This is a genomic window from Bacteroides sp. MSK.20.12 (genome assembly GCF_019052435.1).
GTDB classification, from domain to species: Bacteria; Bacteroidota; Bacteroidia; order Bacteroidales; family Bacteroidaceae; genus Bacteroides; species Bacteroides xylanisolvens.
The window spans coordinates 18,916-37,283 of record NZ_JAHQVH010000049.1; the positions used below are offsets into that span (position 1 = coordinate 18,916).

Genomic DNA, 18,368 nt, shown 5'->3' on the forward strand with positions numbered 1-18,368 from the left:
CTTTAAAATACGAAGATTTTCTCTACATTTGTCTTTATTAGTCTTGTAATCTTCTATTAAAGTTTAATACTCCGATGAAAAAAAGGTATTTGTTGTTTCTTCTACTTCTCTCTTTTCCACTATATACCCGGGCCGATAAGACCTTGGACTCACTGTTGAATGTGCTTGATTTGACGATTCAAGAACATGAGACTTATGTCGCTCAACGTGAATCACGTATCAAGCACCTTAAAGAACTGACACACGGAATAGAACCTAATTCCGCGGAACAGTATAATCTGAACAGTCAGATATACAAAGAATATAAAGCCTTTATCTGCGACTCTGCAATCCACTATTTGAATGAAAATATCCGGATTGCAGAGCGCTTGCGTGATACGGACCGGAAGATAGAAAGTCAGTTGCAGCTTTCGCTATTATTATCATCAACTGGAATGTATAAAGAGTCTCTTGATGTGCTGGAATCGGTAGACAGTCGGAAAATCATTCCTCGTTTAATAGCCGATTATTACACCTGCTTTGACCATGTGTATGGCGAGTTGGGCGTTTATACACAGGATAAAACCCTTTCGGGACGTTATTGGAGTATTTCACAGGCATATAGAGATTCATTATATGCTATATTGCCTCCGGAATCGGAAGAATACCTGCTGATGCGTGAAGCATCATTTCGCGATCAACGCCAGTATGAGGAAGCCCTGAAAGTGAATGATCTCCGGTTGACGAAAATAGAACCATATACTCCCCAATATGCGATGGCTACTTACCATCGTTCTTTGATTTACAAGTACAGTAATGATAGTTTGGGAGAGAAACGGAATCTTTGTCTTTCTGCTATATCGGATATTCGTTCTGCCATTAAGGACCATGCTTCGTTGTGGATGCTTGCCCAGCTACTTTACGAAGATGGTGATATGGAACGTGCGTACCAATATATGCGCTTTTCGTGGAATGCGACCAAGTTCTACAATGCCCGTCTGCGTAGTTGGCAGAGTGCTGACGTGCTTTCATTGATTGATAAAACCTATCAGGCAATGATTGAAAAGCAGAACGACCGTCTTCAACAGAACCTGCTGCTTATCACTGCACTGTTGGTGTTGTTGATTGTAGCTTTGGGATATATCTACCGTCAGATGAAAAAGCTGGCAGATGCAAGAAATCATCTTCAGGTAGCTAATAAGCAGTTAAACGGATTGAATGAGGAGTTGAGGCAAATGAATAGTTGCCTGTCTTCTACCAATATCGAACTCTCGGAGTCCAATCAGATCAAGGAAGAGTATATTGCCCGTTTCATCAAGTTGTGTTCTACTTATATCAACCGTTTAGACGCTTACCGGCGGATGGTGAATAAGAAAGTGTCTGCCGGACAAATTGCGGAATTATTAAAGATAACGCGTTCCCAAGATGCTCTTGACGAAGAGCTGGAAGAATTGTATGCAAACTTTGATACAGCCTTTTTGCATCTCTTCCCTAACTTTGTGGGAAAATTCAATGACTTATTACAGGAAAATGAACAGATTTTACCGAAGAAAGGCGAGTTATTGAATACTGAACTGCGCATCTTTGCTTTGATACGTCTGGGTATTGAAGACAGTTCACAAATTGCGGAGTTTCTTCGTTATTCGGTGAATACAATTTATAATTATCGGGCGAAAGTAAGGAATAAAGCCCGTGGATCGAGAGAGGATTTTGACGATTTAGTGCGAAAAATTCGCTAATTCGGACTGTAAATCAACCACTTTTTTAGGTATACGTTTTGAATGTAAATGGGTGAAAATAAGTGGATTATCGTTTTGTATGATCCACTTATTGCCCCCTTCTTGTTAGCTCACTTTAATTTCTTTATACTTTTGACCTGTGCTTCGAAAGTAATGAGAGTAGCCCATTGCTGACGAGCGTCTTATTATTAACTTTAAAACTTAGTACGCATGAAAAAAAACAGGCGAAAAATCCTTTCGGGGAGTCGCAAGATTTTCTTTGCTATCTTGGCAATGTTTTTATCTTTGAGTGCATCCGCACAGCAAATTACTGCATCCGGTCAGGTCCTGGATGCTCAAAAAGAACCGCTAATCGGTGTTAGTGTACAAGAGAAAGGTACGTCTAACGGAGCAATTACCGATTTAGATGGCAACTTCACATTAAACGTTAAGCAAAACGCCATTTTGATATTCTCTTATGTGGGTTATAAGTCGCAGGAGGTAAAGGCAGCCCACCAGATGAAGATCACACTTCAGGAAGATAATGAAGTGCTTGATGAAGTGGTGGTCATCGGTTATGGTTCGGTGAAACGGAAAGATGTGACTACCGCTATCTCTTCCGTATCTACCAAGGATTTGGATATGCGGCCTATCGTTTCGGCAGGGCAGGCCATTCAAGGTAAGGCAGCTGGTGTCTCGGTGATTCAGCCTAACGGTACGCCGGGCGGTGAAATGTCTATCCGTGTTCGTGGTACTACTTCAATGAATGGTAGTAATGATCCGCTGTATGTAGTAGATGGAGTGCCTGTAGACAATATCAAATTCCTTTCTCCGAATGATATTGAGAGTATGCAGATATTGAAAGATGCTTCATCGGCATCTATCTACGGTTCGCGTGCCGCTAACGGAGTCATTCTAATTACTACGAAGGCCGGTGCATCCGGTAATGCCAAAGTTTCTTTGACAGCCCAGTTCGGTTTGAACAAAGTGGCTGATAAAGTAGAATCCCTGAATGCAGCACAATATAAAGAATTGCAGGATGAAATCGGACTAGTGTCTTTGCCGGACGGATTACCCGATCGCACCGACTGGTTTGATGAAACGTATACGACCGGAAAGACTCAAAATTATCAGGTAGCTGTATCCAATGGTAATGAGAAAATGAAATATTACCTTTCTGCGGGTTACCTCAAAGAACAAGGAGTGTTGGACATCTCTTATTATAAGCGTTACAATTTCCGGGTAAATCTGGAAAATCAGGTTCGTAAATGGCTGACAGTAAGTGCTAATATCTCTTATTCAGATTATACAAGCAATGGAGGCGGAGCAATGGGAACAGGCTCGAATCGGGGTGGTGTTATTCTGGCTGTTATCAATACACCGACTTATGCGCCGGTGTGGGATGCTTTGAACCCTAATCAGTATTACAATAACTTCTATGGAGTGGGTAATATCACCAATCCATTAGAAAATATGGCCCGCGCGAAGAATAACAAAGACAAAGAAAACCGCTTGTTGGCATCGGGTAATATATTGCTGACTCCATTTCCGGAACTGAAGTTTAAGTCTACTCTTACTCTTGACCGTCGCAACGCCGTTAATACCACTTTTCTTGATCCGATTTCTACTGCTTGGGGCCGCAATCAGTATGGTGAGGCTTCGGACAATCGGAATATGAACACAGTGCTGACATTTGATAATGTATTGACTTATAATAAAAACTTCAAGAAACATGGCTTGGAAGTAATGGCCGGTTCGTCATGGACGGATTCAGACTATTCAAATAGCTGGATCAACGGTTCACACTATCGTAGCGATCAGATTCAAACATTGAATGCTGCCAATAAAATATCTTGGGATAATACAGGTACGGGTGCATCTCAATGGGGGATTATGTCATTCTTCGGACGTGTAGCTTATAACTTCGACAGTAAATACCTGGTAACGGCTAATCTTCGTGCCGATGGTTCTTCTAAATTGCATCCCGATCATCGTTGGGGCGTATTTCCTTCATTCTCTGCAGCCTGGCGTATTTCTTCGGAGAAGTTCATGGAGAACCTGACATGGATTGACGATTTAAAATTGCGCGGTGGCTGGGGACAAACCGGTAACCAGTCGGGTATTGGTGACTATGCATATTTGCAGCGTTACAATATCGGTCGTATCGAATGGTTTAAGAAAGGCGGCGAAGGTGATTCTACTGATTATGCAAATGCTGTTCCTACCATTAGCCAGGCCAACTTGCGTACATCTGATTTAACATGGGAAACCACGACACAGACCAATATAGGTCTGGATCTGACCATATTGAATGGACGGTTGACGTTTAATGCCGACTATTATTATAAGAAGACCAAAAACATGTTGATGAATGTGTCATTACCTGCCGGTGCCGCAGCTGCTACGTCTATTGCCCGTAACGAGGGTGAAATGGTAAATAAGGGTTTTGAGCTTTCTATTAGTTCGAAAAATCTTCGTGGAGGAGCATTTACATGGGATACAGACTTCAATATCTCTTTTAACCGGAATAAATTGACAAAACTGGAATTACAGAAAGTTTATTACGATGCTAAAACTGCGGATGTGGTGAATGACTATGTGGTACGTAATGAGCCGGGCCGTGCTTTGGGAGGTTTCTACGGTTATATAAGTGATGGGGTAGATCCTGAAACCGGTGAATTGATGTATCGTGATTTGAACAATGACGGTAAAATATCATCTTCCGACCGTACCTATATCGGTGATCCGAATCCGGATTTCACCTATGGTATGACTAATACCTTTTCATGGAAAGGCTTTAATTTGAGTATCTTTATCCAAGGTTCTTATGGAAACGATATTTATAATGCTTCACGTATTGAAACGGAAGGTATGTATGATGGTAAGAATCAGTCGGCCCGTGTACTGAATCGTTGGAAAATACCCGGACAGATAACAGACGTGCCTAAGGCTAATTTCAAATTGCTCAATTCTACCTATTTTGTAGAAGATGGCAGTTATCTAAGATTGAAGGATGTTTCCTTATCCTACAACGTTAAAGGTAAACTGTTGAAGAAATGGGGAATTACCCGTTTGCAACCTTACTTCACGGCTACTAACCTGCTGACATGGACCAGCTATTCGGGAATGGACCCGGAAGTAAACCAATGGGGTAACAGCGGTACGGTACAAGGTATCGATTGGGGTACTTACCCGCATTGCAGATCATACGTGTTTGGTATTAATGTTGAATTCTAATGAAAGGAAAGATTATGAAACTAAGAATTATATTTTACGGATTAACCTCCGGCTTGCTATTGGGACTTTCTTCCTGCTCGCTGAATTATGAGCCATTAGACACTTATTCGGATGTGACGGAAGGAGTGACAAGTGATGGTACAAAAATCGTATTCAAGGATAAAGCTGCAGTTGAAAGTCATCTGACAACGCTTTATAATCAAATGCGTGACCGTCAGGAACATTGGTATGTGGATTTACTTTTGATTGCAGACTCCCATTCGGATAATGCTTATGCCGGTACTACCGGAGCGGAAGTTGTCCCGTTTGAGAATAACTCGATTGAAGGTTCCAATTCTGTGTTGGAACGTGACTGGAACCGTTATTTGGAGGATGTGGCCCGTGCCAATAAACTCATTTGTAATATTGACCTGGTGACAGATAATTCGTTGACTACTGCCGAACGGGCGCAATACAAAGCAGAAGCGAAGATATTCCGTGCCATGGTAATGTTTGACATGGTACGTCTGTGGGGTGATTTCCCTGTGATTACAACGGTGGCTGATGATATTACTTCTGAAAACATTGATGAGGTATATCCACAATATTTCCCCAAACAAAATACGGAACTTGAAGCTTATCAGCAGATTGAAAAGGATTTGTTGGATGCAGTATTGTATGCTCCGGACAATACGCCGGGGAATAAGACGTTGTTTTCCAAATCTGTAGCTCGTACCTTATTGGCTAAAATATATGCCGAGAAACCTTTGCGTGATTATACGAAAGTTATCCAATATTGTGATGAGGTGAAAGCAGACGGTTTTGATCTGGTAGATGATTTCAGTGATTTGTTTGGAATGAATGCTGCGGGAACAGATGCAAAGATGCGTAATACAAAAGAATCGATTCTTGAAGCACAATTTACATCCGGAGCAGGTAACTGGTGTACATGGATGTTCGGGCGTGATCTCGTGAATTGGAATAACAATTTCACGTGGGCGAAATGGGTGACTCCGTCACGTGACCTGATTAGTGCTTTCAAACAGGAAGGGGATGAAGTCCGTTTCAAAGAATCAATAGTCTATTACGATTGTAATTGGAGCAACTATTATCCGTCTGATAATTATCCGTTCATGTATAAATGCCGCTCTGCCAACAGCAGTATCATCAAGTACCGTTATGCCGATGTCCTGTTGCTGAAAGCAGAAGCGCTGATTATGCAGGATACGCCGGATTTGGAAGGAGCCGCCGATATAATAGATGAAGTGCGCGACCGTGCCAAATTGGGAGCACTTCCCACCTCTGTCCGTTCAAACAAAAACGTCCTGCTGAATGCTTTGCTTAAAGAACGTCGGTTAGAACTGGCTTTTGAGGGACAACGATGGTTTGATCTGGTCCGTCTGGACAAGGTAGAAGAGGTGATGAATGCAGTGTATGCTAAGGATTCAGGACGCAAAGCGCAGATTTACACTTTTGATAAGAACTCTTATCGTTTGCCAATTCCGCAGTCGGTAATCGACGCGAATGATAAGATTCACCAGAATCCGGGTTATTAATTCAACTAAAAACATAGAAAACTTAAGATTATGATAGACATGAGAAATATAGCATTGACCTTTTTAGGATGCTTCACCATATTAGCTGCATGCAGCAACAGTGACGATGCGGAGAAACCGGTTACACCTGTTCCGACCGGAGATGTGACTATTTATGCGACCACTAGCAGCCTGACTCGCGATTTGACTCGTGATGCCGTTAATTTCAGCTCGAAAGATAATTTGGCACCTACTTCAATCACATTGAATCCGACTGAACAATATCAGACAATGGATGGCTTCGGAGCTGCTATCACAGGCGCCACTTGTTTTAATCTTCTGCAAATGAAACCGGAAGATCGTCACGCCTTCCTTACGGAAACATTCTCTGACGACAAAGGCTTCGGATTTAGCTATATCCGTATCTCCATCGGCTGCTCCGACTTTTCATTGAGCGAATATACCTGCTGTGATACGAAAGGTATTGAACATTTTGCTTTGCAAAGTGAAGAGAAAGACTATATCCTTCCGATTCTGAAAGAGATTTTGAGCATCAATCCTTCTATTAAAGTCATTGCCGCCCCTTGGACTTGTCCAAAATGGATGAAAGTAAAGAGTCTCACAGACCTTACTCCGCTGGATTCATGGACAAACGGTCAACTGAATCCAGCCTATTATCAGGACTATGCCACTTATTTTGTGAAATGGGTACAAGCATTCAACGCCGAAGGCATTGATATTTATGCTGTAACTCCCCAGAACGAACCGTTGAACCGTGGTAATTCCGCTTCGCTTTATATGAGTTGGGAAGAACAGAGGGACTTTGTGAAAACAGCACTCGGACCTAAATTCAAGGCAGCCGGACTGGCTACGAAAATTTATGCATACGATCATAACTATGATTATAGTGATATTGCAACAGAAAAGAACTACCCCGGTAAGATGTATGAAGACGCAGCAGCTTCCCAATACCTGGCCGGAGCAGCTTATCACAACTATGGCGGGAATCGCGAAGAGCTTTTAAATATACATAAAGCCTATCCTGAAAAGGAACTTCTTTTCACGGAGACTTCTATCGGAACATGGAATAGCGGACGTGATTTGTCGAAACGATTGCTGGAAGATATGAAAGAAGTAGCATTGGGTACGATCAACAACTGGTGTAGGGGAGTTATAGTGTGGAACCTGATGCTTGATAATGACCGTGCTCCTAACCGTGAAGGCGGTTGCCAGACTTGCTACGGAGCGGTGGATATCAGTAATAGCGACTATAAGACAATTATCCGCAACTCACATTATTATATCATCGCCCATCTCTCAAGTGTGGTGAAACCGGGAGCGGTACGTATCGGTGCATCCGGCTATGCTGATAGCAATATCATGTATTCTGCTTTCGAGAATCCGGATGGAACATACGCTTTTGTACTGATGAATAATAATGAAAAGACTAAAAAGATAACCTTAAGTGATGGTAAGCGTCATTTTGCTTATGATGTTCCGGGCAAATCTGTGACTTCCTATCGTTGGGCAAAGTCGGAATAAGAACCTTAAAACGATCAAGACAATGAAAAAAAACAGTTATATTATATTGGCTTTGGCAGGAATGTTATCCATGAATTCCTGTAATGATGACGAATTCTTGCCCGGTAATCCGAGTATGGAAATCAAAGCAGAGAATGCAGATGCTCTTTTTGGTGACAGTCTTCCGTTTACGATTAAAGCCTCGGATGTGGATGTGCCTCTTTCTACGTTGAAAGCACAGCTTTTTTATGGAGAAGAACAAGTGTCTGAAACGGTCATCCGTACAAAGACAAGCGGAAATGACTATACTGGTAAAATCTTTGTTCCTTATTATGCTAATATTCCTAATGGAAAGGCAACTTTGAAATATATCCTTCAGAACATTCATTTTACTACCACAGAAATGACGAAAGAACTCGCTCTGGCACGACCGGACTTCCCCTATCTGACATTAGTGGATGAGGAAGGAAAAGAGTACCGGATGGAACGTCAATCCATGTACAAGTATAGTGTGACAGGAGACTTCTCGCAAAAGATGAAAGCGTATATCAAGACTCCGAAAGTGGGAGAGAATGGGAACGAATTGACCTTCGGCTGGGAGAATGGAACGATTGAAGCCGGTTCTACTAATGCTATCTCATTTTCTAATACGGAACCGGGAAATTATGCTATCAAGTTTAATACGTTGACTTACGAGGCAGAACCATTTGCCAAGTTAAAGGTGAACGGTGAAGATATGGAATTGGTAGAGAATGATATCTATGCAATCAAGTTGACTTTGAAGAAAAATGACATTCTAGCGTTTGAAGGGGTGCCTGATTATGATAATTGGTGGATAGATCAGGATTATTTTGAAAAGCAGGGAGATGGAACATTGAAATTCCTGCCGATTGACGGAAGTTACCAAATAACAGCCAATGGTAAAATGAAGTATTTCTCTGTCATTGCTTTGAAGAATGGTGAGGCAGCCAAGTTGCAGGATGATGGAACAGGTGCTATCTGGGCTATTGGAACAGGAATCGGTAAACCGTCGGTGGTACTTTCTGAAGTCGGATGGACTCCGGAAAACGGTCTGTGTATGCCACAGCTTACTGCGAAGAAGTATCAACTGACATTTATAGCTGGCGTTACCATGAAAGTGGATGATATTAACTTTAAGTTCTTCCATATCAATAAATGGGACAACGGCGAGTTTAAGGGTGATGCTATTTCTACAACGAGTGAATTGGTTAAAATCTCATCGGACGGAAACTTGGGACTGGAAGAAGGTCAGAAGTTCGAAAGAGGAGGAATTTACAGGTTTACAGTTGATGTGACGAAAGGCAATACCAAGGCTGTGTTGACAGTGGAGAAAGTAGGGAAGGTAGATTTACCTGCACCGGATATTTTCTTTGGTAATGATAAGATGGAGGTGACAGATACTGATATATATAAGTCGGATCAGGCGTTTACACAAGGACAAATGATAACTGTTACAGGCATTGATAATTTGAATGAATGGTGGATCGATCCTGACTTCTTTGAGAAACAAAGTGATGGTGCATTGAAGTTCCTGCCGATTAACGGAGATTATCGGGTGACAGCTAATGCTGTTTTGAAGTATTTTTCTGTAATGGCTTTGAAAGATGGTAAACCGGCCAAATTGCAAGATGACGGAACGGGTGCAATCTGGGCTATCGGGAAAGGAATCGGTAAGCCTTCTGTTACGTCTTCCGAAGTAGGTTGGGAGCCAGGTAAAGCGCTCTGTCTGGCGCAAGTTGCTCCTAAAAAGTATCAGCTAACCTTGAAAGCCGGGGAAACGTTGAAGACTAGTGGTGACTGGGAGGCGATTAGCTTTAAGTTCTTCTATCAAAATGATTGGGGAGGAGAATTCGGCAATTATGCAAGCTCTATTTTAGTGGAACAGCTTAAACTTGCAGATTCCGGAAATTTGGAAATGCAGGATAATAAAGCATTTGAAGAAGGAGCTGTCTATCGATTTACCATTGATGTAACGAATGGCAATGCAAATGCTGATCTGAAGGTTGAGAAAATAAATTGATCTGAAGATTGATGCCGGATTTTTATTGAAACTATCCTGAAAGGGTATGATGAATTGTACCCTTTCAGGATTCATCTTTGGTCGGAATAATGTAAAAAACATTAATAAACCCGTCCGCAACTAGGAAATATCCCCTGTTTGGGAGTCTATATAAATAAAGTATTAATTCATTTCTTATATCATCAATAAACATGAAACTCAAAGCAATGTTACTTGGCTTGTCTGTGATGACTGCGTTTCCTGCCTTTGCGCAGAAGCCCGTGTATCTGGATACTGGTAAGCCTATCGAAGAGCGAGTGAAAGATGCATTGAACCGGATGACCCTTGAAGAAAAGGTGAAGATGATTCATGCACAGTCTAAATTTAGTTCGGCAGGCGTTCCTCGCCTCGGAATCCCCGAAGTATGGGCTACCGACGGTCCTCACGGTATCCGTCCGGAAGTGTTGTGGGATGAATGGGATCAGGCGGGATGGACAAACGACTCCTGTATTGCCTATCCGGCACTGACGTGTCTTGCTGCTACATGGAACCCCGAAATGTCGCATCTTTATGGGAAAAGTATCGGTGAAGAGGCGCGTTATCGCAAGAAAGACATCTTGTTGGGTCCCGGTGTGAATATCTACCGTACTCCCTTGAACGGACGTAACTTCGAGTATATGGGAGAAGACCCGTATCTGTCCGCAACTATGGTGGTTCCTTACATTAAAGGTGTACAAGAGAATGGGGTAGCTGCCTGTGTGAAGCATTATGCATTGAACAATCAGGAGTTCAACCGTCATACCACCAATGTGCAATTGAGTGATCGTGCTCTTTATGAAATATACCTGCCTGCTTTTAAAGCGGCTGTTCAGGAAGGTGGAACATGGTCGATTATGGGCTCTTATAATCTTTATCAGGGACAGCACGCTTGTCACAACAAGCGTCTGCTTAAAGATATTCTTCGTGATGAATGGGGCTTTGATGGTGTTGTAGTGTCCGACTGGGGTGGTGTGCACAACACCGAACAGGCTATTCACAACGGCATGGACTTGGAATTTGGTTCCTGGACGAACGGACTGTCTGCCGGAACGAGAAATGCGTATGATAATTACTATCTTGCTTTCCCTTACCTGAAACTGATAAAAGAGGGTAAAGTAGGAACAAAGGAACTGGACGAAAAGGTTAGCAATGTCCTTCGTCTGATATTCCGTACTTCAATGGATCCGCACAAACCGTTCGGCTCTTTAGGTTCTCCCGAGCACGGACAAGCCGGACGTCAGATTGGAGAAGAAGGCATTGTATTGTTGCAGAACAACGGTAACGTATTGCCTATCGATTTGAATAAAACGAAGAAAATAGCAGTAATCGGTGAAAATGCGATAAAGATGATGACTGTGGGCGGTGGTAGTTCTTCTTTGAAAGTGAAATATGAGATTTCTCCGTTGGATGGACTGAAAAGCCGTGTGGGCTCAAAAGCGGAAGTGGTATATGCCCGTGGGTATGTAGGCGATCCGACAGGAGAGTATAACGGTGTGAAAACCGGTCAGGATTTGAAGGACAACCGTTCGGAAGATGAACTGCTCGCAGAGGCTTTGCAAGCGGCTAAAGATGCCGACTATGTTATCTTCTTCGGTGGCTTGAACAAGAGTAATCATCAGGATTGTGAAGATTCGGACCGTGCCTCTTTGGGTTTGCCATACGCGCAGGATAGAGTGATAAGCGAACTGGCAAAGGTGAATAAAAACCTGATTGTTGTCAATATCTCCGGCAATGCAGTGGCTATGCCTTGGGTGAATGAAGTGCCTGCTATTGTTCAGGGGTGGTTCTTGGGTTCGGAAGCCGGAACAGCTCTTGCTTCCGTATTGGTGGGAGACGCTAATCCTTCAGGAAAACTTCCTTTCACTTTCCCTGCAAAACTGGAAGATGTAGGTGCTCATAAACTGGGAGAATATCCGGGTAATAAAGAAGAACTGGCACAGTCTAAACATAGAGGGGACACCATTAATGAAATCTATCGGGAGGATATTTTCGTAGGTTATCGCTGGGCGGATAAAGAGAAAATCAAACCGCTGTTCCCGTTCGGACACGGATTGAGCTACACTACTTTCGCCTATGGAAAACCCTCGGCCGACAAGAAAACAATGACAGCAGATGATACCATTTCTTTCACAGTCAATGTGAAGAATACAGGCACTCGTGAAGGTCAGGAGGTTGTTCAGCTTTATATCAGTGATAAGAAATCCTCTCTCCCTCGTCCGGTAAAAGAGTTGAAAGGTTTCCAAAAAGTGAAATTGGCTCCGGGAGAAGAGAAAGCGGTAACGCTGACGATTGATAAGAAAGCATTGAGCTTCTTTGATGATGCCAAACACGAATGGGTGGCCGAACCGGGCAAGTTTGAGGCAATCATTGGTAGTTCATCCAGAGATATTAAAGGTATTGTGCCATTTGAGTTGAAATAGGTAGATGTTTGGTTAGAGATCTTTTTTAGGAGATGAAGGCGGTTCCGGGTACAGGAGCCGCCTTCTTTGTTTATAGTCAGGATAGAACTTACTACCATTCACCCTTAATTTGTATTATCTTCCCATATAGGAAAAAGTAGCTTTAAGTTCGATGAGAAAAGGATAAAATCGAATTTGTCCACAAAATGTGGACGATTTGCCTGTTCCGTACAGAATCGAATAATTTTTTCCACTGGATATTTATTTCCCACCTTTTCAACTCCCCTTTCACCTTTTCTCTGTTTCCTCGATGAATAAGGAGTTTACGGGTGAAGGGCAACAACTTCACTATCTCTTCACCAGTAGCGATTAGTTTCAAGAATTGTTTCAAGGCTTGAAACAATCCGTTTCTCGGTGCGAAACACTTCGTTTCCCTGCTTGAAACACTTTGTTTCAAGCAGGGAAACGAAGTGTTTCAAATAGGGTTGAAACTAATTGCGAAATAGCTTTATAAATCTTGCTCAATGGTCTACGAGTTTGAGGCAGTCATCGGTAGTGCATCCAGAGATGTGAAAGGTACTGTGCCGTTGTTTTAAGTATTAATACTTGAGTTATAGGCTATTAATACTTTGTATCTAGGTTATTAATACTTGAGTTGTTGGATGTATATACCCAAGACGCAGGATATATATATCCAACGTGTAGGATATATATGCCCAATACATTGGATATATATACCCAACAAATTGGATGTATACACTCATTAATTTATATGATGTAAGCATTTCCACAGTGCTATCTTGTCATTTATCCCTCGGCTTTTTATCTTTGTGAAGGAGGTGAAGGATGGTTCTTTCTGTATTTTGCATCCTCTTTCACCATAAGGTTTTGATTTATAGTCATTCAGCTAAAGGTGAAACCGGTGAACCTTCAAAATGAATCTTATAGTTGCAAGTAGTCTTTAGACGGTTCTGGCTTAAGCTTATTGCTGTAAACTTCAATTAATACTGATTTTCTTTTCTCTTTTCTGATTTTATATTCTATCTTTGTAGTGCATTCCATTTTAAACCACGGCAGAGAACCTGCCGTATCAGTGTGGCGGGCTTTTTTATGTCCGTCTCATTAATCCTATATGGCGGTTTCGCACCCCCATGTAGGATGTTAGTGCACCTACTGCTGTCGTGGATAGTGGAATGCAATGGGACAGGCGGAACCGCTTCTTTTATTCCTTAAAACTACCTTTCTGTATCGCCCCATTAAACTTAATTTATTCACCATTTAATTAAAATTCTTATGGAAGAAGTTTTAAGCAACCAGGAGGCCCGTCCGGGGGACGCGACGCAACTCATGCACGCTATCTTTTCATCCGATGATGAAATGATGTCTTTTTATCTGACCCTCAATTGTTTTATGAATCCTGAAAGCTATCTAGTGGAACGAACAGATCGAAAGAGACTGGAGGATTTAGCTAATACGCTTTATAGTAATGTGGCGGCCTTTGAAGCCATCCGTACTTATAAGTCGATAAGTGTGAAAGAGGTGATTAGAGGATTCGGCGCGCACATGATGAATACGCAAATCTCCAATACCAATCGTTTCCAGAGTGCTGATGCAGTGGGAACGTTAATGAATTGTATACTGAATACCACTAAAAACAGTTGGCAGTTTAAGAAAATGGATCGGAATAACAATATACATCTTCAGAATGTACGATACTTATTGAATCGGTTGGATGCGGCAGAATCTAATGAAGAGAAGAATCGTGAAGAAGTAGCGGTATAAACAGCTTTATAGAGCTCATTTAGTGATTATGGTTTAGTTGAGAGTATGATACGGGTTATAGCATTATGATGTATGATGCTATCGCTAAACCCTGATCACTTAGTCATCTGCTCTATTGGGGCTTTTGACTAAGCAACTGAATCGATTCTGTAAATTCCGTAATGACTTCAGACAGATGCGGATTGTCATTACGAAGAATGATTGTTGCGAAGTTCACAATGCCATCTGCATCCACAATAGAAGATGACATCATTGTGAAAAGGGCTTTACGGTTGTAAGTCGAGAACCAATATTCAAATAGGCGACTACGCATACGTTGTTTGTCATCACCTGTTTCACAGATATAAAGCAATGTAGAATTGTTGCGATTGAAGAATTCGTCAACGATAGAAACAATGGTATCACGTACTTTGCTATCACGGGGGGATTTGTGATTATTAAGATTGGCAATAATTAATTGATATGAATTTTTCACGAACAGAACATCATCTTCCATGAAACCAATGAAATAATGTACACCTCCATCGGTAAAGAACTGGTAGAATCCAACTTTGTCGGTCGGTTCTACCTGATAAGACGATTTCTCGTTAATATGTTCGAGTGAAAGAGATTGCATTATAGTGCAAAAAAGTTTTCAACCTCCTTGCCTGTACGTTTCTTGTATTCCTCTTTCATCGACTTTTCCAATTGGACAAGACATTCCTTTTTCTTCTCCTTTGCAGTCTGAAATTTGGTGAGGACTTCTTCTCTTGTTTTCTTTGCTTTCATATCATATACTTTCTTTGCTTTCTGCAAAAATAACAAATTCTCACTGATAATCAATTACATTCGAGCATTTATTTATTAGTTGTAGAGAATTTGACATTTAATGCATGTACCTATTTCCGTAGAACATATACATTCCTTGTATCAGAAAGTTGATGTATGGATAATGATAGATTGAAGCGGTCATTGCTTACCCAGTACCAACAGACTTTCCGGTCCCATATTGAATAACAGGTCTATGATACTTAAATTAGGCAGGAAACCCAGTTTGGACTCGAAAACCTGATAGTAAGGTTGCGGAACAAATTCTTTATCCACTTCCCTGAAATCCTTTTTCGGATGAATCACTTCCCGAAAATCGGATTCTCCGGGAGCAAACTCCATCTTATATTCGGAAGTACGCTCAATGGTGGGGTGAATATCAATCAGTTCACAGACCATCCGGCAGAGTTCTTCGTTGAAATCGATTAAAAACTCGTATTTCTTTTCATAGAAAGGGCGGAAGTCATCCTTGTAGTACTCGAAGAAAGGAGTATTGTTGTAGGCCGATTCGATGGCGTTCCAATGTAGATGTCTCCAGTTGCCGTGATCGGAGATGCGGATATCCTTCATTGGGCACTTCAATGTATCGGGCTTTACGGTTGGGATGGAAAGAGCTAACTCACCCGATGGGCCGGCAATGGTGCACCGGTTGCGGTAGGTTTGTTTTATATAGTGGTCGTATTGTTCTACAAATACCTTGTCATAAGCCAGTAGTTTGGTATAATATTCAACGGGAGCGAGATAGGCTGAAGATAAATAAGCGATATTCATTTCTTTCATTTTAATTCGTTTAGGAGGCTCTGTTATTAAGGATATTATGAGATATTATGAAGGGGTTGTTTCTTTTATGATCCGGAAGATTATTTCACTGTTCTGAAGAAACGGTTCCATCGATATCCGTCAAACAACCCTGTATCTTTTTCTTTGGAGAACCAAATGATGGAGGCTTTTCCGATGATATGGTCTTGCGGGACAAATCCGAAGAGCCGTGAGTCGGAGAAGTTGACGGTATTGTTAGACCCCATCCAATAGTAATCTTTGGTGAAATAACAGTGTTGTGTGGGTTTTCCGTCCACGTAGAGAGTGTCGTTCTTTATTTCTGCCTGTTTGCCTTCGTGCATCACGAGGGTATTCCGCAGCAAGGTCATGTTCCAGGGATAGACCCGGATAAATTTCCCTTTTCCGGGGACAATCAGCGGATTTGGTTCGGCATCTTCTTTGTTTGACAAAGGTTGAACGAAACTCTCTTTCCCATTCATGGCCTGTTCCAGCAGATAATATTCGTAGCGGCTGAAACTACGCACATGGGTGCTGTCATTACTTCCCATCAATCCGTCGTTGGTGATGGAAAGGGTATGCATGAGTGACGTAATCAGATTTTCTTTTGAAGCGGGGTACGAATAAAGTCTTTTCTTATCCGGGTTAAACTGTGCCTCCGGAGAAATAACGGAGAAAAGAGAATCGACCAATAACGTATCTCCCGGAACTCCGAGACAGCGGCTGATATAGATTTCCCGACGGTCGATGACAGGTTGCCGGATTCCGGCAGGATTATTGAATACTACGATGTCTTGCCGACGCACAGGACTCTCGCACCAGCGGTGATAAGAAAAAAGCGACATGAAAGGAACCCGCAGCCCGTAACTCCATTTGTTGACCAGGATACGTTCACCCTGAAAAATGGAATTCTCCATGCCGGTGGAAGGGATAAGGCAGGATGTGAAAGCAAATCCCCGGAGCAGAAGCACTACGGCTACTGCTCCGGCAAATGCTAGTATCCATTTGAATTTACGAATGTTCATCAACTTTTATCACCTTATCACTCTATTCTATCCGTACACTTATCAGTCTACCCACTTGAAGAGCCGGTTCCAGCGAATCTTGCCGTCGAACCATCCACGGTCTTTGTCAAGCGATAGCCATACAACAATCGGTTTGCCCACTACGTGATCTTCGGGTACAAAACCCCAATAACGGGAGTCGGCGGAGTTGTGACGGTTGTCACCCATCATCCAGTAATAATCCATTTTGAAGGTGTACTCGTTGGTCTTTTCACCGTTGATGTAGATACCGTCCGGTTTCACTTCCAGCTTATTGCCTTCGTAGGCTACGATGCAACGCTCATAGATAGGCAGGTTGTCTTCTGTGAGGGTAATAGTAGCTCCTTTGGCAGGAATCCAGATCGGACCGTAATTGTTGCGGTTCCATTTGGTATAAAGATTGAGCGGATACATCTGTCCGGCATAATCTTCGGGTTCCATTACTATTTTGCTGATTAGCTTTTTGTTGCCCAAAAGCGTTTCATACATCTTCTTGGTTAGCGGGAAATGATATACCGGATTCAGTTTGCCTTGTGCATTCCGGCTGTCCAGTCCCATTTCCAGCAGTCCGCTTTCCCAGCCGGAGTCTTCTATCAGCATGGTGTCGTCCTTGCTGATACCCAGTTCACGAAGCATATCTTCGGGAATGTACGGACCAGTGGTCTGTACGAAATAGTTGAATTGCAGGTTTTCGGGGTTCTCAATCGCTTTACCGTCAATCATCACCTGTCCGTCTACAATCTGAAGGGTATCACCGGGCAGGCCGACACAACGCTTCACATAATTCTCGCGACGGTCTACCGGACGCCAGAGGACTTCTCCGTAAGTGCGCGGGTTGTTCATTATCTGTTTACGTCCGGCAGCATAGTACAAATCATAGATGGCACGTTGCTGGGCGCGTGTCAGACTATCCATTTCAATCTGTTTGGAATAGATGCGTTGTCCTTCGCCGTAAGCCAGCGTATAGAAGTCCGTTGTCTGTTGGTAGTTCACTGCTACTGTATCTCCTGCGGGGAAATTGAAGACAACAATGTCATTCAGTTTCACTTTGCCGAAGCCCGGTACCCGTTTGTACTTCCATTGTGGCCACTCGATATATGATTTAGTATTGAAGACAGGTAATGTATGCTGCGCCAACGGCATGGAAAGGGGAGTGTTCGGTACGCGGGGACCGTAACTCATCTTGCTCACATACAGGAAGTCGCCTACCAGCAATGATTTTTCCAGCGAAGAAGAAGGAATCTGATAATTCTGGAAGATGTAGATATTGACGAAGTAGACAGCAACCAACGCAAACACGATGGCGTCTACCCAGCTCATGATACTGCGGACAGCCGGATTCTTCGACTTCTTCCAAAAAGACCAGGGAATTTTCTTTGTGATATAAATATCGAAAATGAAAGGAACAACAATTAAGCCCCACCAACTCCGTACCCAGATTAGGAAGATGAGGTAAAGTAGAATAGCAGTGGCACATTTGATCCATTGTGCGCGTGTGGCTTGTCTCATAATGTTATATTTGTTTAGAACTA

At 42.5% G+C, this 18,368-nt stretch carries 12 protein-coding genes; 7 read left to right on the top strand and 5 right to left on the bottom strand.

Annotated elements, in window-relative coordinates; genetic code table 11:
- Nucleotides 1-74 precede the first annotated feature (74 nt).
- The 7 genes from KTR06_RS20240 to KTR06_RS20270 all read left to right on the top strand — a co-directional run bounded on the left by KTR06_RS20240 (nt 75) and on the right by KTR06_RS20270 (nt 14,209).
- Nucleotides 75-1,718, top strand: a complete 1,644-nt coding sequence (locus KTR06_RS20240; RefSeq protein ID WP_120067651.1) for a DUF6377 domain-containing protein — start codon at nt 75-77, stop codon at nt 1,716-1,718.
- Nucleotides 1,719-1,928: 210 nt separating this feature from the next.
- On the top strand, nt 1,929-4,934 hold the full coding sequence (locus KTR06_RS20245; protein WP_120067648.1) for a TonB-dependent receptor: 3,006 nt from the start codon (nt 1,929-1,931) through the stop codon (nt 4,932-4,934).
- Nucleotides 4,934-6,469, top strand: coding sequence for a RagB/SusD family nutrient uptake outer membrane protein (locus KTR06_RS20250; RefSeq protein WP_165861895.1), 1,536 nt, complete (start codon nt 4,934-4,936; stop codon nt 6,467-6,469). The genes KTR06_RS20245 and KTR06_RS20250 overlap by 1 nt, the downstream gene beginning before the upstream one ends.
- A 30-nt stretch (nt 6,470-6,499) precedes the next feature.
- Nucleotides 6,500-7,990: a glycoside hydrolase family 30 beta sandwich domain-containing protein gene (locus tag KTR06_RS20255; RefSeq protein WP_009040968.1), complete on the top strand. Its 1,491-nt coding sequence runs from the start codon at nt 6,500-6,502 to the stop codon at nt 7,988-7,990.
- 22 nt (nt 7,991-8,012) lie between these two features.
- The gene (locus KTR06_RS20260; protein ID WP_217290760.1) at nt 8,013-10,010 is read left to right on the top strand and encodes a DUF5125 domain-containing protein; all 1,998 of its coding nucleotides are present in this window, start codon (nt 8,013-8,015) and stop codon (nt 10,008-10,010) included.
- A gap of 191 nt (nt 10,011-10,201) precedes the next feature.
- Nucleotides 10,202-12,448 (top strand): glycoside hydrolase family 3 C-terminal domain-containing protein, encoded by a 2,247-nt coding sequence (locus tag KTR06_RS20265; protein WP_165861894.1) that lies wholly within the window; start codon nt 10,202-10,204, stop codon nt 12,446-12,448.
- A 1,272-nt stretch (nt 12,449-13,720) separates the two neighbouring features.
- A complete protein-coding gene (locus tag KTR06_RS20270) occupies nt 13,721-14,209 on the top strand; it encodes a hypothetical protein (RefSeq protein WP_008641706.1) in 489 nt (162 codons plus the stop codon).
- A 112-nt stretch (nt 14,210-14,321) separates the two neighbouring features.
- On the opposite strand, the gene KTR06_RS20275 is transcribed toward KTR06_RS20270, so the two are convergent.
- From KTR06_RS20275 to lepB (KTR06_RS20295), 5 genes are all read right to left on the bottom strand, one after another.
- Nucleotides 14,322-14,825, bottom strand: a complete 504-nt coding sequence (locus KTR06_RS20275; RefSeq protein ID WP_207895136.1) for a DUF6169 family protein — start codon at nt 14,823-14,825, stop codon at nt 14,322-14,324.
- Nucleotides 14,825-14,977 (bottom strand): hypothetical protein, encoded by a 153-nt coding sequence (locus KTR06_RS20280; protein ID WP_165861893.1) that lies wholly within the window; start codon nt 14,975-14,977, stop codon nt 14,825-14,827. The genes KTR06_RS20275 and KTR06_RS20280 overlap by 1 nt, the downstream gene beginning before the upstream one ends.
- 180 nt (nt 14,978-15,157) lie before the next feature.
- The gene (locus KTR06_RS20285) at nt 15,158-15,796 is read right to left on the bottom strand and encodes a WbqC family protein (protein WP_120067640.1); all 639 of its coding nucleotides are present in this window, start codon (nt 15,794-15,796) and stop codon (nt 15,158-15,160) included.
- An 80-nt stretch (nt 15,797-15,876) separates the two neighbouring features.
- Complete coding sequence (lepB, locus tag KTR06_RS20290; protein ID WP_120067637.1) at nt 15,877-16,818, bottom strand: signal peptidase I; 942 nt, start codon at nt 16,816-16,818, stop codon at nt 15,877-15,879.
- 42 nt (nt 16,819-16,860) lie between these two features.
- Nucleotides 16,861-18,345, bottom strand: coding sequence for a signal peptidase I (gene lepB / locus KTR06_RS20295; protein ID WP_004324267.1), 1,485 nt, complete (start codon nt 18,343-18,345; stop codon nt 16,861-16,863).
- Nucleotides 18,346-18,368 lie beyond the last annotated feature (23 nt).